21 protein-coding genes and 1 pseudogene are annotated in these 20,872 nt (G+C 61.2%); 16 read left to right on the top strand and 6 right to left on the bottom strand.

The window, feature by feature from the left end; genetic code table 11:
- The first annotated feature begins 13 nt into the window (after positions 1–13).
- The 8 genes from bufB (at position 14) to Thiosp_RS10440 (ending at position 6,333) form a co-directional block, all read left to right on the top strand.
- Positions 14–928 (top strand): MNIO family bufferin maturase, encoded by a 915-nt coding sequence (gene bufB / locus Thiosp_RS10475; RefSeq protein ID WP_201066705.1) that lies wholly within the window; start codon positions 14–16, stop codon positions 926–928.
- On the top strand, positions 925–1,692 hold the full coding sequence (locus tag Thiosp_RS10470; protein WP_201066707.1) for an HvfC/BufC N-terminal domain-containing protein: 768 nt from the start codon (positions 925–927) through the stop codon (positions 1,690–1,692). Before bufB ends, Thiosp_RS10470 begins: the two co-directional genes overlap by 4 nt.
- 10 nt (positions 1,693–1,702) lie before the next feature.
- Positions 1,703–1,993 carry a hypothetical protein gene (locus Thiosp_RS10465; RefSeq protein ID WP_201066709.1) on the top strand — a complete coding sequence of 97 codons (291 nt, stop codon included), beginning with the start codon at positions 1,703–1,705 and terminating at the stop codon, positions 1,991–1,993.
- Between the two features lie 103 nt (positions 1,994–2,096).
- On the top strand, positions 2,097–2,666 hold the full coding sequence (locus Thiosp_RS10460; protein ID WP_323696484.1) for a hypothetical protein: 570 nt from the start codon (positions 2,097–2,099) through the stop codon (positions 2,664–2,666).
- A 93-nt stretch (positions 2,667–2,759) separates the two neighbouring features.
- Positions 2,760–4,217 carry a DDE-type integrase/transposase/recombinase gene (locus Thiosp_RS10455; protein WP_323697016.1) on the top strand — a complete coding sequence of 486 codons (1,458 nt, stop codon included), beginning with the start codon at positions 2,760–2,762 and terminating at the stop codon, positions 4,215–4,217.
- A complete protein-coding gene (locus Thiosp_RS10450; protein ID WP_323696456.1) occupies positions 4,214–5,065 on the top strand; it encodes an ExeA family protein in 852 nt (283 codons plus the stop codon). Before Thiosp_RS10455 ends, Thiosp_RS10450 begins: the two co-directional genes overlap by 4 nt.
- Entirely contained in the window at positions 5,065–5,874 is an 810-nt protein-coding gene (locus Thiosp_RS10445) for a DNA-primase RepB domain-containing protein (protein ID WP_323696455.1), read from the top strand. Before Thiosp_RS10450 ends, Thiosp_RS10445 begins: the two co-directional genes overlap by 1 nt.
- Before the next feature lie 99 nt (positions 5,875–5,973).
- Positions 5,974–6,333: a DoxX family protein gene (locus tag Thiosp_RS10440; RefSeq protein WP_201068244.1), complete on the top strand. Its 360-nt coding sequence runs from the start codon at positions 5,974–5,976 to the stop codon at positions 6,331–6,333.
- A gap of 27 nt (positions 6,334–6,360) precedes the next feature.
- Here the strand turns inward: Thiosp_RS10440 and Thiosp_RS10435 are convergent, their stop codons facing one another.
- Positions 6,361–6,834, bottom strand: coding sequence for a DUF302 domain-containing protein (locus tag Thiosp_RS10435; protein WP_201068243.1), 474 nt, complete (start codon positions 6,832–6,834; stop codon positions 6,361–6,363).
- Between the two features lie 205 nt (positions 6,835–7,039).
- Here Thiosp_RS10435 and Thiosp_RS10430 point away from each other — a divergent pair, with 205 nt between their 5' ends.
- From Thiosp_RS10430 to Thiosp_RS24940, 3 genes are read left to right on the top strand one after another with little or no spacing between them, the layout of a single operon-like run.
- Positions 7,040–7,666, top strand: coding sequence for a sigma-70 family RNA polymerase sigma factor (locus Thiosp_RS10430; RefSeq protein WP_201068242.1), 627 nt, complete (start codon positions 7,040–7,042; stop codon positions 7,664–7,666).
- Between the two features lie 26 nt (positions 7,667–7,692).
- On the top strand, positions 7,693–7,866 hold the full coding sequence (locus tag Thiosp_RS10425) for a zf-HC2 domain-containing protein (protein ID WP_201068241.1): 174 nt from the start codon (positions 7,693–7,695) through the stop codon (positions 7,864–7,866).
- A 49-nt stretch (positions 7,867–7,915) separates the two neighbouring features.
- Complete coding sequence (locus Thiosp_RS24940; RefSeq protein WP_242518811.1) at positions 7,916–8,437, top strand: ankyrin repeat domain-containing protein; 522 nt, start codon at positions 7,916–7,918, stop codon at positions 8,435–8,437.
- 394 nt (positions 8,438–8,831) lie between these two features.
- On the opposite strand, the gene Thiosp_RS10415 is transcribed toward Thiosp_RS24940, so the two are convergent.
- The 3 genes and pseudogenes from Thiosp_RS10415 to Thiosp_RS24680 all read right to left on the bottom strand — a co-directional run bounded on the left by Thiosp_RS10415 (position 8,832) and on the right by Thiosp_RS24680 (position 13,162).
- Entirely contained in the window at positions 8,832–12,125 is a 3,294-nt protein-coding gene (locus Thiosp_RS10415; protein WP_323697032.1) for a PAS domain S-box protein, read from the bottom strand.
- A 57-nt stretch (positions 12,126–12,182) separates the two neighbouring features.
- Positions 12,183–12,533, bottom strand: a pseudogene (locus tag Thiosp_RS24685) (PAS domain S-box protein); the annotation flags it as partial.
- A 290-nt stretch (positions 12,534–12,823) separates the two neighbouring features.
- Entirely contained in the window at positions 12,824–13,162 is a 339-nt protein-coding gene (locus Thiosp_RS24680) for a hypothetical protein (protein WP_407702812.1), read from the bottom strand.
- A gap of 90 nt (positions 13,163–13,252) precedes the next feature.
- Between Thiosp_RS24680 and Thiosp_RS10405 the strand changes: the two genes are divergently transcribed.
- Positions 13,253–14,134: a DUF4338 domain-containing protein gene (locus Thiosp_RS10405; protein ID WP_323696489.1), complete on the top strand. Its 882-nt coding sequence runs from the start codon at positions 13,253–13,255 to the stop codon at positions 14,132–14,134.
- Complete coding sequence (locus Thiosp_RS10400; protein WP_323696488.1) at positions 14,131–15,501, top strand: IS4 family transposase; 1,371 nt, start codon at positions 14,131–14,133, stop codon at positions 15,499–15,501. The genes Thiosp_RS10405 and Thiosp_RS10400 overlap by 4 nt, the downstream gene beginning before the upstream one ends.
- On the opposite strand, the gene Thiosp_RS10395 is transcribed toward Thiosp_RS10400, so the two are convergent.
- A complete protein-coding gene (locus tag Thiosp_RS10395) occupies positions 15,482–16,498 on the bottom strand; it encodes a hypothetical protein (protein WP_323697031.1) in 1,017 nt (338 codons plus the stop codon). The genes Thiosp_RS10400 and Thiosp_RS10395 overlap by 20 nt on opposite strands.
- A gap of 1,001 nt (positions 16,499–17,499) precedes the next feature.
- Between Thiosp_RS10395 and Thiosp_RS10390 the strand changes: the two genes are divergently transcribed.
- Both Thiosp_RS10390 and Thiosp_RS10385 read left to right on the top strand, forming a co-directional pair.
- Positions 17,500–18,156, top strand: coding sequence for a nitroreductase family protein (locus Thiosp_RS10390; RefSeq protein ID WP_201067114.1), 657 nt, complete (start codon positions 17,500–17,502; stop codon positions 18,154–18,156).
- A complete protein-coding gene (locus Thiosp_RS10385) occupies positions 18,153–19,088 on the top strand; it encodes a DMT family transporter (RefSeq protein WP_201067116.1) in 936 nt (311 codons plus the stop codon). Before Thiosp_RS10390 ends, Thiosp_RS10385 begins: the two co-directional genes overlap by 4 nt.
- 27 nt (positions 19,089–19,115) lie before the next feature.
- On the opposite strand, the gene Thiosp_RS10380 is transcribed toward Thiosp_RS10385, so the two are convergent.
- The gene (locus Thiosp_RS10380) at positions 19,116–20,093 is read right to left on the bottom strand and encodes a LysR family transcriptional regulator (RefSeq protein ID WP_323696986.1); all 978 of its coding nucleotides are present in this window, start codon (positions 20,091–20,093) and stop codon (positions 19,116–19,118) included.
- Positions 20,094–20,262: 169 nt separating this feature from the next.
- On the opposite strand from Thiosp_RS10380, the gene Thiosp_RS10375 reads away from it, so the two are divergent.
- Entirely contained in the window at positions 20,263–20,832 is a 570-nt protein-coding gene (locus tag Thiosp_RS10375) for a hypothetical protein (protein ID WP_323696458.1), read from the top strand.
- Positions 20,833–20,872: the final 40 nt, after the last annotated feature.

Genomic DNA, 20,872 nt, shown 5'->3' with positions numbered 1-20,872 from the left:
GGGAGTGCCAGCCATGTGTCCAATCAGCCATTCAAGCTCAGGGGCGCCGGCTGGCGCTCTCCGGTCCGGGCGCCACGCCGGCCTGCCCCTCGGGGTCGGCGTGGGTCTCAAACCGCAGCATGTGCCGGAGATCCTGCAAGGGCAACCAGACCTCGGGTTTCTTGAGGTCCATGCCGAAAATTACTTGATAGACGGCGGTCCGATGCACGCCGACCTGGCCTGCATCGCCGAGCGCTACCCGCTCTCGGTTCATGGCATAGGGCTGTCGATCGGCGGGGAAGATCCGCTTGATCTTGACCATCTTCGCGCACTGCGCGCATTGCTTGATCGCTATCAACCAGCGATGTTCTCGGAACATCTCGCCTGGTCAACCCACGGCGGCGTCTTCTGGAACGACCTGCTGCCGGTTCCCTATGATCGCCCGACCCTAAACCGAGTCCGCGCCCACATCGATCAGGTCCAGGACTCTCTGGGCCGACGCATCCTGCTGGAGAATCCGGCGACCTATCTGGAGTTTGCTGGTTCTACGCTGAGCGAGTCCGACTTCATCAGCGAGCTGGTCGCGCGCACCGGCTGCGGCCTGCTGCTCGATGTCAACAATGCCTATGTTTCCTGCACCAATCACGGGCGCGATGTGCTGGCCTATCTTGCGGCGCTGCCGCTCGCGCAGGTCGGCGAGATCCATCTGGCCGGGTTCCATCGCGAAACCGACAGCGTCGGTGATCCGCTGCTGATCGATGACCACGGCAGCGCCGTGGACGCAGCGGTCTGGTCGCTCTATGCCTGGACACTCGAGCGCATCGGCCCGCAACCGACGCTGATCGAGTGGGATAACGATGTCCCTGACTTTGGGCGCCTGTTCGAGGAGGCTGCGCGCGCCCAAGCGCATCTGACACACGCGGATACCGCGCGAGAGCTGGCCGCATGAGCGAACAAAATGCCTGGTGCGGCGCACTGCTGGACCCGGAGCGAGCGATTCCGGCGGGGCTGACCACCTGGAACGGGTCCGATCCCGCGCAGCGATTCGCCGTCTACCGCAACAACGTCACCCTGTCGCTCATGGGCGCCATCGCCGATACCTTCCCGATCTGTCAGGCCGTGGTCGGTGCGGCGCGCTTTCGCGAGCTGGCGCGCGCCTTCGTACGCGCCCATCCGCCCCGCTCGCCAATTCTGGCACGTTACGGAGCGAGCTTCGCGGACTTCATCGCCACAAACCAACTGGCCGAGGACTGGCCTTATCTGTCCGACTTGGCACGGCTGGAGCTGGCCTGCCTGGATGCGCTCCACGCTGCCGATGCCGCCCCCATCGATCCCGGCACCTTGACGCCGCTGATGGCTGCGCCAGAACAACTGGCCAGCCTGCGTTTGGAGCTGCACCCATGCCTGAGCGGCATTTGCTGCACCTATGCGGTCGTCTCGATCTGGGCGGCGCACCAAGGCGAGGAAAACGCTGAAATCGCAGATCCCGGCGTGCCCGAGAGCGCCTGGGTGCTGCGCCACGAACGCTCGGTGCGGGTGCTGCCGATGGCGGTTGGCGATGTCCGCTTTATCGCCGCCTTGCGCGCCGGCCTCACCCTGGGCGAGGCGGCCGAGACGGCGTCAACCCAGGCCGACTTTGATCTCACTCGCTGTCTGGCGGTCCTGCTGCGCGAGCAGGTCTTGACCGGCTTCCACTCCACGGCTACGACCTGAGGACCTGCCCATGAACGCTGATACCCTGCCCCACCCGAGCCGTCTGGCCACCGCCGTCACCGTGTCTATCCCGCTGCTGGAGCGCATTCCGCACAGCCTGATCGCCTTGCTCGGGCGCTTCTCCATTGCTGGGGTGTTCTGGCGATCCGGCCAAACCAAGATCGAGGGGCTCTCCATCGATATCACGACAGGCACCTTCGAGCTGGGTTGGCCGCGCCTATCGGATTCAGCGGTCTTCCTCTTTCGCGAGGAGTACAGTGAGCCTGAGCAGACTATTTGCGGGAATCGGCCGCGATTCTGAGCAAATTCAGTGAGGGAAAACAAAAAACCCCCTCAAACAACTTGACGCAAGTTGCCCGAGAGGGCTGTCTCCGAATTTCGCCAAAAACCAGGAGACAGTCCCAGTGTGTCACGCCTTTCTTGCCGACACGAACTTTTACCACCTGCTCACCCGGATCGACGAGTCGATTGCCGAGGAAGTCCGCGCGGGCGGCTGTGACTGCGGTGGTGCGTTGCACAGCGCCCGTTATCCGCGTAAGCCCCGAGGTGTTGTGCGTGGCGTCTTGGATGAGAGCTACCAGAGCCGTCTGAGTTTCTGCTGTGCCGCGGACGGGTGCCGGCGGCGCAGCACCCCGCCTTCCGTTCGGTTTCTGGGCCGCAAGGTCTATCTCGGGGTCATCGTCGTGCTGATTTCCGCCCTGCATTGCGGGCTGAGCGCATCGCGTCGCCAGCGCTTGATCAAGACGCTCGGTGTCACCGTCCAAACCCTGCGGCGGTGGCAGCACTGGTGGCGTGAGCAGTTTGTGCAAACCCGCTGCTTTCGATCCTTGGCTGGTCTGTTGATGCCGCCGATCGCCACCGAGCACCTGCCAGGATCCCTGCTGGAAAAATTGAGCGCAAAAGCGTTGTCCGAGCGCGTCGTGCAACTGCTGATATTGATCGCCCCGAGCACGACAGCGACAGGCTCGCTGTAGGGCAACGCCAACCCGCAGAAGACCTCATCGCGCCGCTGGGCGGCGCCTTCTAGACTCCCGGTGATGTGTGAAACAACTGGGAGGTGAAGACGAATGTCCGATGACAACGGCCTCGGTGATCCCGATGGTTGGGCGCGGTTGCGCTTTGCCATTATTGGTCCTTTATTGGCTGATCCTGCGCCGGCGAACGCGCTGGGCGCGCGGCTGAAGGCGCTAGCGGCCAAGTCATGGCGCCATCCGGTGACTGGGCGGGCGGTCAGTTTTAGCTTTGGCACCTTGGAGCGTTGGTATTACCTCGCACGCGATGCCCAAGACCCGGTGGCGGCACTGCGCCCGCGCCGGCGCAGCGATGCCGGGGAGCAGCGCGCGCTGAGTCCGCGCCTGATGGATGCGGTGCAAGCCCAGTACCGCGACTACCCCGGTTGGACGGTGCAGCTGCATTACGACAACCTCGCCGCCTTGTGCGCGGGCGATCAGACCCTGGGGCCGCTGCCCTCCTATGCCACCGTGCGCCGCTTCATGAAGCGCGCGGGCTTGCACCGCCGGCGTGTCCCGGCGCGCAAGACGCCGGGCGCTGAACAGGCCGCGCGGCGCCTGGAGGCCTGCGAGGTGCGCAGCTATGAAGCCCAGTATGTCCATGCCTTGTGGCATCTGGACTTTCATCATGGCTCGCGCAAAGTCCTCACCCGGGGTGGCGTCTGGGTCAAGCCCCTGCTGCTGGCGGTCATTGACGATCACTCCCGCCTGATCTGCCATCTGCAGTGGTACCTCGATGAGACCACCGAGACCTTGGTCCATGGCCTGGGGCAGGCGTTGCACAAGCGCGGGCTGCCGCGCGCCTTGATGAGCGATAACGGCGCGGCAATGCAGGCCGAGGAGTTCACCGCCGGATTGCACGCCCTGGGCATCCTCCATGAGCCGACCCTGCCGTACAGCCCGTATCAGAACGCCAAGCAGGAGCGCTTCTGGGCCACGCTGGAAGGCCGCCTGATGGCGATGCTTAAGGGGCTGGAGGAGCTGAGCCTGCAGCGGCTCAACACCCTCACTCAGGCGTGGGTGGAGCAGGAGTACCACCGCAAGGTCCACAGTGAGACCGCCGCCACGCCGCTTGCGCGTCTTCTCGATGCGCCCAACGTGGGGCGCCCCTGTCCGGACAGCGAGCAGGTCCGCGCCGCTTTTCGTTGTCGCGTCCAACGCCGTCAGCGCCGCAGCGATGGGACGCTCAGCCTGGCGGGCAAGCGCTTCGAGGTGCCGGCGCGCTTGCGTCACCTTGAGCAACTGCATATCGCTTATGCCCGCTGGGATCTGAGTGCTGTGGACGTGGTTGATCCCCACTCGGGCGCCATCCTCTGCCGCCTCTATCCCCTCGATAAAGCCGCCAATGCCTCCGGGCAGCGTCGGCGCCTTGAGCCCGCCGGCGCACCGCCACCGCCATCACAACGCGCCACGACGCTGCCACCGTTGCTGCGCGACTTGCTCGCCGAGTATGCCGCCACCGGTCTGCCGCCGGCCTATCTGCCAAAACACGATGACCTGGAATCCAGTCGATGAACAAGACCCTGCTGGCCCTCTATGGACTGAAGTTCAATCCGTTCTCCCCGGAGCTGCCGACGGCGGCACTGCATCGCAGCGCGCCGGTGGAGCAGTTTTGCTGGCGCATCGAGCAGAGCCTGATCCGCGAAGGCGGTTTTGCGCTCATTCAAGGTGATCCGGGTACCGGCAAGAGTGCGGTACTGCGCCTGCTCGATGAGCGTCTGCGCCAGCTGCCCGATATCAGCGTTGGGGCGCTCACGCATCCCAGCTCGAAGGTGGCGGACTTCTACCGCGAGATGGGCGATCTGTTCGCCGTTGACCTCAAGCCCCATAACCGCTGGGGTGGCTTCAAGATCCTGCGCGAGCGCTGGCTGGCGCATCTGGAGACGACGCTGTTGCGCCCGGTGTTGCTCATCGACGAGGCGCAGGAGATGCATCCGACGGTGCTCAATGAGCTGCGTCTGCTGACCTCCATGCAGTTCGATTCGCGCACGTTGTTGAGCGTGATCCTGGCCGGCGATGGCCGCCTGGCGACCAAGCTGCGCCGTGAGGAGTTGCTGCCGCTGGGCAGTCGTATCCGTACGCGCCTGAGTATGGAGTATGCCAGTCGCGAGGCGCTGGTCGCCTGCCTGGAGCATTTACAACACAGTGCCGGCAATGCGAGTCTGATGAGCGCAGGGCTGATGAAGACGCTCGCTGAGCATGCGTTGGGCAATTATCGCGTGCTTACGACCATGGCGGCAGAATTGCTGGCGCAGGCTGCTCGGCTCGAACGCGCGCAGCTCGATGAACAACTCTACCTTGAGGTGTTTGGTTCAGCGGCGGGCAACGCCCGCCAACGCCCGAGTGCCAGGGCGGGCGCCTGATGAGCCGCTTGAGCGCTGAGCGCCCGCACCAGGCCATGACAGCGGCAAGACACACCGCCGTGATGCTTGAGGCATGGCACGACGCTGGCATCGTGCGTGCCGATTTGGCGGTGCGCACCGCCAAGGCGACGATGCTGTGGTTCCATGATCGCTCTTTGGATCAGCTTCCGTTGGGGCTGGCCAGAGCGCGCAATGTCCAACAGGCCGATATTTATATCCGTCCAGCCCGCGGCTATCCCTGGCCAATGGTGTTTCTCGATGATGTCGCACGGCCGATGGCGCAGCGCATCGCTCGGCACTATGCGGCCCTGGTGGTGCAGACTTCGACGCTCGGGGGCTGCCACCTGTGGCTACGGCTGACCCGCGCGCTCGATGAGGCGCAGCGCTGTGATGTGCAGCGTTGGCTGATCCCGCGCGTTGGCGCCGATCCGGGCTCGGTCTCCGGTGAGCACCTCGGTCGGCTCGCCGGGATGAAGAATGCCAAGCGTGGCGGGGAGTGGGTCAATGTCCTTCGGCGACCAAGCCCGCAGGAGCGCGTCTGGGATCCAACTCCGGCCTTGCCAACGATGGCTCCGGCTCCGCCGCCGGTCGTCAACTGCGCTCCACGGGCGCGCTTATCCACCGGTGATCCGTCCGAATCTGCCCGCGAATGGGGCTGGGTCTGCGGCGCTCTTGAGGCCGGCCTTGCACCGACCACGGTCTACCAACGCTTGCTCGAGCGCGCGTCCCCGCGTCGCGGAGCCGATGCCGAGCGCTATGCCCGCTACACCCTCGCTCGCGCCATTCGCCAGAGCGCTAGAGGCAACTGAACCCGCTGCGTCTCTCCCCCCTCAGGGGGGGAGCGTGGTTCACGATTCCGGCTTCCCGCTGTCGGCCAGTAACGGCCCCCGTGATCCCACACGCATTCCATGTCCTTCAAATGGCTTGGAAATGGGTCCCGCAATTATCGTGATTACGCTCAGTACAGCCTCCCGCTCATCTCGCCCGAGCTGGCCGTCTATGCCGCAGCCACCGCCGAGCACCTGTTTCCGCTGCTGCTGCTCATCGGTCTGGGCACCCGCTTCTCGGCGCTGGCGTTGCTGGGAATGACCGCCGTCATTCAGTTGCTGGTCTACCCGGACGCCTGGCCGGTGCATGGGACCTGGGCGACGATTCTGCTCTATCTGGCGGCCACCGGGCCGGGGCACCTCTCGGTCGATGCCTGGATCAAGACCCGGTTTGCACGAGTCCCAAACCTGAAGACGCCTTCCGACCGCGCGGCGCCATGAGCATCCGCACCACGCAGTCGGCTCGAGCTACTTCAGGGCCGCATCGATCAGCCCGTCAACGGCGGCCAGATTTTTGGTATAGCTAGCATCCAAGCCATGCCTTTCGATGAGGTATGCCGGCGTATTCCAGATCACTTGAACCTGTCCCTGATCATCCTCCCAGACCAGCACTTTCAGTGGCAGGTCAAGGCCAATGGTGGGCGCCGCCTGCATCAGCGGGGTGCCGGCCTTGGGATTGCCAAAGATCAGCAGTTCGGTAGGACGCAGCGTCAACCCCACATCCTTGGCCCCGGCGCTGTGGTCGATGCGGGCAAAGATGGTGACGCCCTTCTCGCGCAACACGGCTTCCAGTCGATCAACGGTATCGCTGACCGAATAGGGGCTGACCCGCCGGCTCAGGGTGTCGTCGCCGGCCAGTGCAGCCAGGGGAGCGAACAACAGCAGTAGCAGGATGAATCGCAGCATGGGGTTGGTCAGGTCTGATTGCATTTTTGTTCTCATGGGGGACATTCTCCGGTGGTGAAAAAATCGCGCAGCACTGGCAGAAATAGCCAGTCTTTCAGAATATTCCGGCGATCACGGCAAAACACCAGCTTGGTGATTGGCGCTTGCCCCTGACGACGGCCGCTCTTTCTGCTTGATACGGCGATTGGTCGAAGTCGGACGAACCGCTGCGCCATGATGTTATCGTTCAGGCACCGAGATCGTGACCAAACTCAATGCCATCATGACGCAAGCTGACCCGCCCGCCGACCCATCTGTGGACGTCCCCGAACAGATTCAGGGCTTTTTCGGGGAGCACCGCCCCGACCTGGTCCGCTTCGCGAGCATCCAACTGCGCGATCCCGCCATGGCGGAAGACGTGGTGCAGGAGACGCTGATCGCCGTTCTTAAGGGCCACAATGCGTTCGCCAATCGTTCCAGCGTCAAGACCTGGGTCTTTTCCATCCTCAAGCGCAAGGTGATCGATGCACTGCGCCTGCGCCAGCGTGAAGTCCCCATCTCGCAACTCGGAAGCGGCGATGAAGAGACCGAAGGCCACAACGACTTGTTTGATCGGCGCGGTTTCTGGGCCAATGAGCACAAGCCGCACCGCTGGGCCAACCCTGATGATTCACTTGAGCAGAAGCAGTTCTGGCGTGTATTTGAGCTGTGTCTCGATCATCTGCCCGAACGCACATCCCGGGTGTTCATGATGCGCGAGTTCCTGGAACTGGAGACCGATGAGATCTGCCAGGAACTCGCCATCACCACCTCCAACTGTTGGGTCATCCTGCACCGCGCGCGGATGAGCCTGCGTCTGTGTCTCGATGAGACCTGGTTTACCCGCTAAGCGATGCTGCCGGAGCCATATCGACGATGAACTGCAAAGAGGCCACTCACCTGATGTCGGAGGATTTGGACCGTCCACTGCGGTGGCACGAACAGGTCGCACTGCGATTCCATCTGATGATGTGCAGCGGTTGCCGCAATTTCAGAACGCAGATCGGCTTTCTGCGCGCCGCGATTCGCCTGCGCTCCGGTGGGGACTGAGCTGGAACCAGCCGGAAAGGTCCGCGCTTGGGGTGCCGAACTGGTCAAGATGGTTCTTGAGGCCGGAGCCGATCTGAGATGCTGTCTAAAAAGCCAGCCTTTCAATATTCAGGACGAATATGGCTGGAGCGCCCTGATGATCGCCGCCATGCAAGGACGCGATGACTCGACGGCGCTGGTGATCGCCAGCAGCGCCCGCCTGAACCAGATCGATCGCGACAGGCGCTACGCCCTTCACATGCAGCGGAAAAAGGTCACCCAGGCTACTCAGAGTTTTGCTGGAACAGGGCATCGGAATCAACGCCCAGGCGCACAATGGCTGGACAGCGCTGATGTTCGCCGCTTGGGTAGGCAAGCAGGACACCGTCAGCGCATTGCTGGCAAGCGGCGCCGATCCGGGCATCAAGACAAAACACGGCGACACCGCCCGCTCTCTACTCATTCACGGCGGGCAGCGCAGGATTGGATCATTGCTGCGATAGCGGTGCCACAAAGAAAATTGCGGTCGCTTTATCCGCTGCGAGTTCCGACGCTGTTCGGACGAAATCCTGAAAAGGGGAGTGATCCATAGTGGGCATGGCCGCTCACCGATGTGGGTAAGAATCCGCTCGATGGGATCGACATCAGTGACGAAGGCGATGATGCTCGCAAATGTCTGCTTTGGAGCGCATTGCCACCGCCGTTGCTTGCAGGGCCGAGGTCTCCTCCGGGTCGGCAACCGTCCCCAGGCCTAAGAAAAGCAGTACTCGCGATTTTTCCGAATGTATGCTGCCAGCGTTTCTGGTCGCTTACCGGCCAGCTCCAGACATTCAGGAAGTGGGGCCACTCGCCGGTCACTGCTCAATCTCTAGACCCTCTAAAGCTCAGCGCATCCAACCCGGTCTTCTCGGTCGTTCTGGCCGACTCGTCGAATGGCGCGGCCCTGTGACTCGGTCGCCGAAGATGGCGCATGCCCGCAATGCCTATTACCGCTCCGATTGATAGATCCGATAACAGCACCCGCCGGACTGTTTGGCGCGGTACATGGCCTGGTCGGCATGGTCCAGCAGGTCGTCGGCGTCGGCGTGATCGCCGGGATAGAGGGTCACGCCGATGCTGGCAGCGACCTGATGGCGAATGCCGTCCAAAATCACCGGTTCATGGATGGCGGCCAGGATGCGATCAAGCTGCGCGGAGCAGTCTTCTTCGGGGCGCTGAAGTTCTGTGAGCATCAAGACGAATTCATCACCGCCGATGCGCGCCACCGAATCGTGCCGGCGTAAGTTGGCTTGCAGCATCCCGCCGACCGCGATCAGGTATTGATCCCCAACCTCGTGGCCATGGCGGTCGTTGATCGGCTTGAAGCCATCGAGGTCGAGATAGCAGACCGCGAGCGACCCGCCGGTGCGATCGGCCAGGGCGATGGCCTGCGCGAGCCGATCGAGCAACAGACGGCGGTTGGGCAGGCCAGTGAGGGCATCGTGATGCGCGAGACGCTCGAGGTCGGCCGCGTGCGCCTTGAGCGCGCTGATATCAGCAACACTGGCGATATGGTTTTGGACCTCGCCGTCGGCATCGCTGACGCAGGAGAGTGACAGCATGGCGGGAAAGGGCGCACCGTCCTTGCTGCGCGCGTCGATCTCAGTTTGACCGTGTCCCTGCTCGTCGAGATCCGCGCGCAGGGTGTCGGGCAGGGACCGATCATCGTCCCCCGCGACCAGACGGGCCAGGGGCTGGCCGAGCAATTCCGCCTTGGTGAAGCCCGTCAGCTCGCAGTAGGTGCGATTGGCGTCGAGAATGCGCATCTCGGGATCGGCGATCACCACGCCATTGAGGCTGTGCGCGAAGACGCTGGCGGCCAGGCGCTGCTGGCGCTCGGCCTGTTTGCGCTCGGTGATGTCATGATTGATCAACACCATATGACCGGGAATAGATTGCGCGTAGATTTCGCAGATCTTGACGGCCCCATCCCGGCAGCGGATCTCGTACTCGCCGGTATTCACCGCTGTTGTCGTCTGTTGCGCGCGTTCCAGATAGGGCGTCGAGCGCTCGATGACGGCTTGGCGGTAATCGGGATCGGGATAAGCAAGGGCGAACCATTCGGCAGGCGTTTGGGGCCGATGCCCAAACAGCTCTTCTGCGCTGTCACTCCAATACTGAATTTTTTCATTCTTCGTATCGACAATAACAACCGGGAATGGGCTGGAATTAACGAGTGTGCGGAACTGTTCTTCACTCGCTTTCAGACATTGTTCCGCTCTTTTTTGCGCTGTCACATCTCGGCTTATTCCAAGGACACCAAATATTTGATGATTCTCGTCTTTCAGAGGGATTTTCACAGTATCCAGTAAAAGTGTTTGACCGGCAATTCTCGCTGTCTCCGTGATGCGAACAATATTTCCGTTGAGTGCTTCAAGATCGTCTTTTTCGTAGCCTTTAATCCCTTTGTCGGAATTTCCTTTCACCAGATCAGCATCCCAACCATTTTCAATATCAGTTTTACCCACTAAATCAGACGGTTTTGCATTGACTGATTGAGCGAACCTGACATTACATAAGATTGTCCGTAAATGCGTGTCTTTTGCAAAAATGTAATCAACTGAAGAGTCGATAACGTTACGCAATAAATTTTCACTTTTCTTTAATGCGCGTTCGATCTTTTTCGTTTCGGTAATATCACGAAATTCGACGACTCGAGCCGGCTTTCCATCATAGTGGGTAGCTGCTGCATGAAGCCGCACCGGAAAAATTGAGCCGTCCTTTCGAATACTTTCCGCCTCATACGCTTTTTCAAACCCAGACGCGATCTTTTCTTTCACGAATTCACGCCAGTCCGGCGCGATCAGGAGAAGGCCATTCATGCCGATCAGTTCGTTATAGGAGTAGCCTGTGACATTCGTGATGCCTTTTGAGCAATCGAGAACATGTCCTTTATCGTGAATGATGCTGCCGCCGAAGACAGGGTTATAGAATAGCCTGTGGCGTTCTTCAGAAATTCTTAACGCCTGTTCGGCTGCGTGCTGTTCCGTTATGTCACGGCAGGTCACGACAGCGCCGACCACACGCCCGTCGGCATCGCGGATGGGCCCGAGCTTGTAGCTCCCCACCCAGGTATCGCCGGTATCCTTGCGCCGCAGCCGATAGCGCTGATCGACTGCGGTTTCGCCGCGCAGCGCGCGCGGTACCGCCCACTGCGACAACGGCACGCGCGTTCCGTCGAGCCGGGACACCTCGAGAATGTCCGGATACGCATCAAGGCGCTCGGCGCATTCGCTCAGGCTGGCAAAGCGATGGTAGGTCGCGAACGCCTGGTTCATGTGGACCAGGTTGCCGTGCATATCACTGATGAAGACCGCGTCGCTCATACTCGCCAAAGCGGCCTCAAGCTTGATGCGCGCCTGCACTGCCTCACGCTCGGCCTCTTTGATCCGGGTGATGTCGGTATGGGTGCCGACGACCCGGCGCGCGCGTCCTTGCGCATCGCGCTCGACAATCTCGGCCCGCGATTGGACCCAGCACCAGCCGCCGTCGGCGTGACGCAAGCGGTACTCGGCCTCCATGAAGGCCGCCTCGCTCACCAGCGTCTCGACCCGCTGCCGCAGTTTGGGCTGATCATGCGGATGAATCCGCGATTGCCATTCCGCGATCATTAAGTGACCGCCGGCGTTGCCTTCCCCGAGCATGGCGAAGTAAGCGTCGTTGACGCTGATGCGGCCACTTGGAACATCCCAGTCCCACATACCGTCCCGGGCGGCCTCCAAGGCAAGTTGGGCGCGTCTCTCGCTGATCTGCAGGGCCGACCGTGCTTGCAGGGTGCCGATGGCGTCCTGGGCCATGGACGCGAGCTGTTCGAGAGTGGCCCTGTCGGTTGGTGTGAATGAACCGGCCCTGCCGCTGACCGTGAGACGCACGTCCGGGGCACCGCTGGTCTGGCTCAGGGCGCTGAAATCCAGACGCGAGCCGCGCAAGAGATTCGGTGGTTCCTTTCCGGTCACACCCGCCGTCCAGTGGCCACCGCCGACTGATCGCGTCTTGCCCGGCGGCAATGGCTCCTCGCCCCAAGGGCATCCCGGTGGCCCTTCGATGGAGAACTCGTAGCCTCCTTCGCCTTGGGTGGCCAGCGCGGTACAGGCCAGTGCTGCCTGATCGAGGCTGGAAACATCAAGCCGCGCGGTGGCACTTTGGGTCAAGGCCAGCGCATCGGTCAACACCCGCGCGACGAGGTCGCGATGCTCACCTCGGGCGGCGTGCAGCGAGAGCGCGATGCGCGCTTGGAGCAACTGCTCGAAGCGTCGTTGCTCGGTGACATCGAGCTGCGTTGAGATGGCACCAAGCTCTGGGCGATCAGGGTCGACCAGGGTAACCGAAAAGGTGACATTGAGGATCTGGCCGTGCTTGCGGCGCATTGCCGTTTCGATGCGCACCTCCGGCTGATGACGAAGCTGCTGATAGATCACCTCGCCAGCGCGGCGGTAGTCGTCATCGGATGGATACAGGATGCGTGTCGACTGGCCGATCAGCTCTGAGCGCTGATAGCCGATCAAGGTGCAGAAGTAATCGTTCACCTCGGTCAACACCCGGTCGACCGTTACGACGAGGCCGATCGGCGCGCGATTGAAGAGGGCGTCAAGCCAAGCGGCGCGCTCCGCGCCGGAGCGCTCTGAAAAAATCGCGTTGATCGATGTCAAATTGATATCCCTTGGTTCGTTATCACGGCACCACTGAGAAGTATGGTTGCAGCGGTTCGCTCGATTTGGGCAAACGCACCATTATGCGCACTTTGAGCTTTGTCAGCGAATATGACGCGTTTGTCCCAGCAATTCCCGCTGCTCCCCATTCGGTCGCGCGCCCGTCGATTGAGCGAGCGTTGCGAAACCCCTGGGCAGAGGAAAACCTCACGGGTAAGCCGTGATGGTGCAAGCTGGCTGTTGGTTATCCCCTGAACATCATCACACGAGCGCTCGGTCACGGCGGTCGTCTAGGAAGTATCCCAGGTCAGGACGAGTTTGGGCGGATCGAAGATGGAGCGATACAGGGCCTCCCAATTTGGGATCAGGCAGAGATTGAAGCGATGGCGTAGCTGATCCCACAACCGGATCTTGCTCTGCGCCGCTGTCATTGCGGTTTGAAACAGCCGACAACAGCGTTGTTGGATCTGGTCGATGAGAAACGCCAGCATCATCAGATGCATCAGCACGGTGCTTAAGTGTTGATCGCCGTGACCGAAGTTGTGCTCGAAGTGATAGCCTTGATTTTTCAGGGTGTTAAAGGTTTCGTTCTCGATTTTCCAGCGGGCGCGGGCCATACCATTACCCATATCTCCCCGCCCCAGCGTCGTCCGGGGCTGGACACAGCTCCCGAGTTCTGCTGAGATGCCCTTTCATCTTCAGCAAGGGGACGGGAGACCATGGACCAAGCGATTCCAAGCCGTTTATGTGGGCGCCCTTTCAACGAGACCGACTTAGCGCGCATTCGCCAGGAGATCGCGCTGGCGCAGCCGCCGCTGCGCGCGGAGATCGCTCGGCGGGTGTGCCGCGCGCTGGAGTGGACCGATATCCAAGGCCGCCCCAAGCTCATGAGTGCCCGGGTGGGACTGCTGCGGTTGCATCGTGCCGGGCTCATTGTGCTGCCGCCACCGACCTGCGGCAATGGCAATGGGCGGCGCTTCGTCCCGCGCCCCGAGTCCCGGCCCGAACCGATCCCAGTGTCCGTCCCGCTGCGCGCGCTCAGCGGCTTGCGCCTGGCGCGCGTTGATGATCGAAGGGCCTCGCAATTATGGAACGGCCTGATCGAGCGCTACCACTACCTCGGCTACAGTCCCCTGCCTGGTGCGCAGCTGCGCTACCTGATCCAGTGGGATGGCGGTCTGCTCGGCGCCATCGGCTTTGGCGCGGCGGCCTGGAAAGTCGCTGCCCGCGACCGCTGGATTGGCTGGACGCCCGCGCAGCGCCAAGCACACCTGGGACGGGTGCTCAACAACGCCCGCTTCCTCATCCTGCCCTGGGTGCAGGTCAAACACCTCGCCTCCAAGGTGCTGTCCTTGGCCGCGCGGCAAGTCAGTGTCGACTTTCCCGCCCGCTATGGCGAGCGTCTGGTGCTGCTGGAGACCTTTGTCGAGACCCCACGCTTTGCCGGGACCTGTTACCGTGCCGCCAACTGGCACGACTTGGGCGAAACCACCGGGCGCGGCAAGTGCGACCGCACCCATCGGGCCGCGCTGCCGCGCAAGGCGATCTATGTCTACCCGCTGGCGGCGGACTTCCGCGCCGCCCTGGGGGTGGTGGCATGATCGCGCTGGCCTCTGAACTGCAGGACATCTCTCTGGGCGACAAGCGCCTGAATCATCGCGCCCAACAGGTGCTTGAAACCCTCGGCGCCAAGCCGACACAAAGTATTCCCGGGGCTTGCAACGGTTGGTATGAGACCCGGGCCGCCTATCGCTTTTTCGATCATCCCACGGTCACCGCCGAGCAGATCCTCGCACCCCATTTTGCTTGTACCGAAGAACGTCTGCGCGAGCATCCGCGGGTGCTGTGTATCCAAGATACCAGCGAGCTGGACTATACAACCAAAAAAGGCATTGTCGGTCTTGGGCCACTGAACTTTGAGAGCCGCTATGGGATGTACATCCATCCCACCTTGGCGGTCACGCCCGAGCGCCTCGCGCTGGGGCTGCTGGATTTGCACACTTTTGTGCGCGAGCCCGGTAGCCTGGGCCAGGACAAAGACTCGCGCCGCCCACTGGAGGAGAAAGAAAGCGTGCGCTGGGTCGATGGCTACGCGCGCGTCAATGCGCTGGCCGAGGAACTGAGCGACACGCGCTTGACCTATGTTGCCGATCGCGAGGGCGACATCTACGACCTGTTTGTTGAAGCGCCCATCCCCGAGAACAGCGCCGATTGGCTGGTACGGGTGCAGCATCGCGACCGCTGCTTGGCCGATGGCAGAAAGCTCAATGAGGCCCTGGACGCCGCCCCGGTGCTCACCGAGATCACCTTCGAGCGTCCCGCCACCAAGGGGGCCAAAGCACGCCAGGTCACGCAGGAGATCAAGGTGGTGCGCGTGACCCTGAAGGCACCCTGGCGCCCGGATCGCACCTTGCCCGATGTCACGGTCACGGCTTTGCTGGCCACCGAGGTCAATCCGCCCGCCGGCGAGGAGCCACTCAACTGGCTGTTGCTGACCAATCTGGCGGTGCAGAGCGCCCAAGAGGCCATCGAGACGCTCTCCTGGTATCTTTGCAGGTGGCAAGTGGAAATTTTTTTCCGGATCTTAAAAAGTGGCTGCCGCATCGAGGAGCTGCAGCTCGAGACGCGCGAGCGCCTGGAGCCGGCGCTCGCTTTGTACATGATCATCGCGTGGCGGGTGCTGTACCTGACCATGCTCGGGCGCGAGTGCCCGGAGTTGCCTTGCGATGCGGTCTTTGCCGAGGAGGAATGGAAGGCGGTCTATCTGGTCACCCAGAAACAAGCGCCACCCGAGCAGCCGCCCTCGCTCGATACCATGGTGCGCATGGTCGCCTCCCTGGGCGGCTTTCTCAACCGCAAATCCGATGGGTTCCCGGGACCGAAGACGCTCTGGATTGGGTTGCAGCGCATCCCCGATTTTGTCATGGCGCTGGAGGCTTACCGCAGCGTCAGGGATAGTTATGGGTAATGGTATGGGCGCGGGCTCCTCGCATCAAAGTCATCAGGTTGGTGTCGTCGATGGGAATGTCGGTGACCCAGGAGAAATGGGTCACCTTGCCATCCGGGGCGTGCTCCCAGTACTCGAGGAAATTGACCTCCAGGTCAAAATTGGACTCATTCAATGGGGCACCGTTGAGAGAGCGAAAGCGGTGGCGCGTGCCGTCTTCGTCCTTGTACTCGCGCACGATCGTCGTTGGGGTGTTGGCCACCCAGTCGAACAGAAAGCCATGGTCGCTTTCCTTGGCACCGAGGATGAAGCGCATGTTCAACGCCTGAAGATGGCGGATGTGCGGGGCGTTGGACGCCAAGGCATCCTCAATGACGATGAGTTTCAGGTGCGGATGCTCGCGACGCACATCGCTTAACAACCGCTTGCTGGCGTTGCGCTCGCAGTCGTTTTTCTTCGCCCCATCGGCGCGCATAATGGGCTCTGGTGCCAAGGGAAAGACCTCGCGCTGATCGGGGTGGACCAACACCGCCGCCAGCGCCTGATGGTAGTAGGTGATGGTGCCGTCGCGGTGGTGTTTCTCGGCGCAGTGCTGGCAATGGATGCTCTGTGAGGAGAAGTACCCGGTGCCGTCGAGCGAGAGCAGGTAGTGCCCGTGCAGATAGGCAAACCCTTCCAAGCCCTTGCCCCGCTGCAAGGCGGCCAACAACGCCTTGTACAAGGGGCGCAGATGCTTGGGGTCCATCACATCGAGACGTTGGCGAAACCAGGTATCGCTCGGGGCGCGCTCAATGCCGTAGAGCGTGCGCAGATTCGCTCGCTTGGTTGCATCCTTGCGGTCTTGGTCGAATTGCAGCAAGGAGGGGTATTTCAGTCCGAACAGCGCCAGACCGGACATCAGGTGATCGACCAGCGGGATGTCGCTCGCCGCTTCATCCGGGATTTTCCCGAAGACCGATCGCGCGGTGCGCAGCAGTCCGGCGGCACTCAGCGATTGACGACCAAAAGGCGCACTCATCAGTTCTTACCTCGCAACCTGAGCTTTGCGAGATAATACCCTGATTCTGTGAGAAAGTTTACGAAAACATTTTTCCCACAATCATGCAGTGCATTGTTTTTAAAGCAAATAATTCTTCAACGGGAATTGCTGCGTTTGTCCCCGCGATTGGAGAGCAATGTGGGCAATCTGGCCGAGTCGCCAGCAACACTATCTGGGCACTCCCCGAGAATCCCGACAAGCGAGCCCGCCCCCCTCGGCTCGTCCTATGCGTGGCACACCCAATAGCCGGCAATCTTGGCAAAGGGATCGATTTCCAAGTAATCGAATGTCAACTGGGGCAATGCCCCCTAGGTTCTGGGGGGGCGCGGATGTCGATGATGGTTCGAAGACTGCGTAAGGACTCCAGTGTAACTCGCAGCTGATGCAGCGCTCGGCATTTCGGCAACAGAGGTCCAAAAAGCTCGATGTCGGCGCTTGAGGAAATGACTAAACCAGGCAGAGGACTGCGAACATCGACAACGTCAGCCAAAACCCCGTTTCGGTTGACGCCACCAACGATGGAAGCTTCGATGTCTCCTTTGGGTCGGCAACCGTCCCCAGAGGCAAGACGCAGCGCTCGCGATTCTTCTGGATTAGCACCGAATCCTTCGCAGGGCGCTTGCCGGCCAACAGCCGACATTCGAGAAGGAGTGGGTCGCATCGTTTAGCGATCCAGTCTTATGGACCTGTCGCATATCGATATACGGGGGAATCGATCAAATTTTAGCGCCGACGCTTTCATCAAGCTATGTACTTCTAACCTTTTGGTCTTCCTTCAGCCAAGTCTCAGCAAAGTAGGCTTGCTTCAACAAATTGTGAAGCTCACGGACATATTCATCATCCCTGGCTTCGGTGCTGCCTTATTGATCAAGCTTTGCGAACAGTGTTTTGCCGCCAACCCGGATTATCTCCGCTGGACTGCCGGCTAGAGTGCTCGATAGAGGCGGTTCACAGGGTACCGCCAGTCGAGGAGCACTCACATGAACAATCACCAAAGCGAAAAAGTCCTGAAATCGCTGTCGCCACGTCAAGCTGGGCACCCGATCGCCGATGTCTTCCTGCAACGCTGGTCGCCGCGCGCCTTTGTGCCGCTCGCCATGCCATTGACTGATTTCCTTACCATTCTCGAGGCAGCCCGCTGGGCGCCTTCCGCCTTCAATATCCAGCCCTGGCGCTTCATTTATGCGCTGCGGAGTAACCGGGACTGGGACCAATACTTGAACCTACTCGACCCCTTCAATGCTAGCTGGGCAAAGAACGCCTCTGCCCTGGTGTTTCTGGTTTCCAACCGCTTGTGCCCGGCCCAGGAGAAGAATTCAACCAATCCGTCAAACACGCATAGCTTCGATGCCGGTGCGGCCTGGGCAAACCTGTCATTGCAAAGCACGCTTTTGGGCTATCAGGCCCACGCGATGGCCGGTATCCGCTTTGACGAAATCCGCCGGCAGCTGGCCGTGCCAGACGACTACCGGGTCGAGATCGCCGTGGCCATTGGCCGGCAGGCCGACCCTGCCACTCTTCCGTCAACCTTGCGCGAGCGAGAGCAGCCCAGTTCCCGGCTGCCGCTCAATCAGATCGTCTTTCCGGAGCGTTTCGCTTGTCAACCAGCGGCGACGCGCGGAGGAACAGACCAATGAAAGCACGTCTGCATTCCACTGCATTGGCAGGGCACAGTGCTCGGTTCGACCTGCTGCAAAGTCCGGTCGCGCTGTTGCTGATCACAGGTACCCTGATCGGGTTCAATTTTCCGCTTGGCAAAATCGCTGGAGACGCGGGGGTCTCACCGCTGATTTGGGCGTTTTTGATCTCGCTGGGCGCCAGCACCATTCTGTTGCCGCTCATGGCTGCCACGGGCGGATTGATGCTGCCCGGATCGCGTATTTGGCGCTATACGGTGATTTCGTCGCTCGTGTCCTTTGTTGCTCCGAATTTGTTGTTGTTCACGGTGATCCCTCATGCTGGAGCTGGCTACACGGGTCTGTTGTTCGCCTTGTCACCAGTCTTCACGCTCTTGCTCGCATCGCTGTTCCACCTGAAGACACCGGGGCGTCTGGGGCGCACTGGGATCGGAATCGGCCTTGCAGGTGCGACACTGGTCAGCCTGACCCGGGGAACGCAACCGGATGGACCGCCTATCGAATGGCTGCTGGCAGCCCTGGCGATTCCGGTCGCGCTGGCCATGGGCAATGTCTATCGCACCCTGGACTGGCCAGAGGGAACGCCGCCAAACATACTGGCATTCTGGGGTCATGCCTTTTCCAGTGTGGTGTTTTTGCTCCTTCTCCTGTTGACTCGGGGCGGTCTGCCATTCGCCGAAATCGCCCCAGCCGCCGGTGCGGCCTTGATCCAGATGCTGGTCGCCGGCATGACCTTTCCGGCCTTCTTTCGCTTGCAGCAACAGGGCGGGCCTGTGCTGCTCAGCCAGATCGGGTATGTGGCGGCCGCCGTGGGATTGATTGCCGCAACCGTATTTCTGGGCGAGCGATATAGCCTGATGACCTGGCTCGGCGCGGGGATCATCGCAATGGGCATCGCGGTCACCATCATCGCCCAGCGGCGCGAGGAATGAGGTCGGAATTGCCCAGACTTCGGCGATTCAAGGCTCGGTCTCCCAATAAGGAGGATCCTGAATTCGCTCGGCCAGAAAACCGATGAACGCCCGCACCTTGGGCGACAGGTGTTTGCGCTGTGGGTAAAGCGCGTAGATCGACACCTCCAGCACCTGATACTCCGGCAGCACCGCCTTGAGCCGGCCCTTGCGAAGATCGGCGCCCACCATGAAGGTGGGCGTGAGTATAATGCCCGCCCCTCTGAGCACGGCTTGGCGCAAGGCCAGGCTGTTGTTCATCTGCAATCGACTGACCATTGGAATCTGCAACAACTCACCATCCGGCGCGATAAAGCGCCATTCATTCGGCGAGTCCTGATAGCGATAAGTCAAAGCCAAGTGCTTGGTAAGCTGTTGCGGTGTCTGGGGAACACCATGTCGGGCCAGATACTCAGGCGTTGCGCACACCACATGACGGCAAGGACCCAGGCGCCTGACAACTAGCGATGAATCAGGCAGCTCACCGATGCGGATGGCCAAATCGAAGCCTTCTTCCACCAGATTCACCCGCCTATCGTCCAACACCAAGTCAAGACTCACTTCCGGGTAGCGGACCTGAAACTCGGGCAGCCAAGGCGCCACGTGCAACACGCCGAACGACATGGGGCAATTCAGACGCAAGGCTCCGCGTGGTTCGCCTTGTAGCCGGGAAACCTCAGCCTCCGCCTCTTCTATTTCCAGCAGCGCACGCCGGGACCGTTCAAACAGAGCCTGACCCACCTCAGTCAAGCTGAGCCGGCGCGTGGTGCGATTGAGTAGACGCGCGCCTAGACGATCCTCCAACCGAGTGACGTATTTGCTGACCACTGACTTGGACATCACCAGCTTGTCCGCCGCAGCGGTGAAGCTGCCGCACTGGACGACCTGTACAAAAACCGCGATGTCACTGAGAGATTCCATGCGGGTACCCATTAGTGAACCAATGTGGACAGTGTTGTTCCAGCAGACCCGATGATCAATTGGCATTTCCGATCTATCGTTATTCGCACTGAGCCTGAGCAGACTATTTGCGGGAATCGGCCGCGATTCTGAGCAAATTCAGTGAGGGAAAACAAAAAACCCCCTCAAACAACTTGACGCAAGTTGTCCGAGAGGGCTGTCTCCGAATTTCGCCAAAAACCAGGAGACAGTCCCAGTGTGTCACGCCTTTCTTGCCGACACGAACTTTTACCAACTGCTCACCCGGATCGACGAGTCGATTGCCGAGGAAGTCCGCGCGGGCGGCTGTGACTGCGGTGGTGCGTTGCACAGCGCCCGTTATCCGCGTAAGCCCCGAGGTGTTGTGCGTGGCGTCTTGGATGAGAGCTACCAGAGCCGTCTGAGTTTCTGCTGTGCCGCGGACGGGTGCCGGCGGCGCAGCACCCCGCCTTCCGTTCGGTTTCTGGGCCGCAAGGTCTATCTCGGGGTCATCGTCGTGCTGATTTCGGCCCTGCATGACGGACTGAGCGCATCGCGTCGCCGGCGCTTGATCAAGACGCTTGGTGTCACCGTCCAAACCCTGCGGCGGTGGCAGCACTGGTGGCGTGAGCAGTTTGTGCAAACCCGCTGCTTTCGATCCTTGGCTGGTCTGTTGATGCCGCCGATCGCCACCGAGCACCTGCCAGGATCCCTGCTGGAAAAATTGAGCGCAAAAGCGTTGTCCGAGCGCGTCGTGCAACTGCTGATATTGATCGCCCCGAGCACGACAGCGACAGGCTTGCTGTAGGGCAACGCCAACCCGCAGAAGACCTCATCGCGCCGCTGGG

Origin of the sequence: Thiorhodovibrio litoralis, assembly GCF_033954455.1 — a bacterium.
Taxonomy (GTDB): Bacteria; Pseudomonadota; Gammaproteobacteria; order Chromatiales; family Chromatiaceae; genus Thiorhodovibrio; species Thiorhodovibrio litoralis.
Note: the sequence above shows the minus strand (reverse complement) of the source record. Positions and strands in the feature narration are given on the sequence as shown.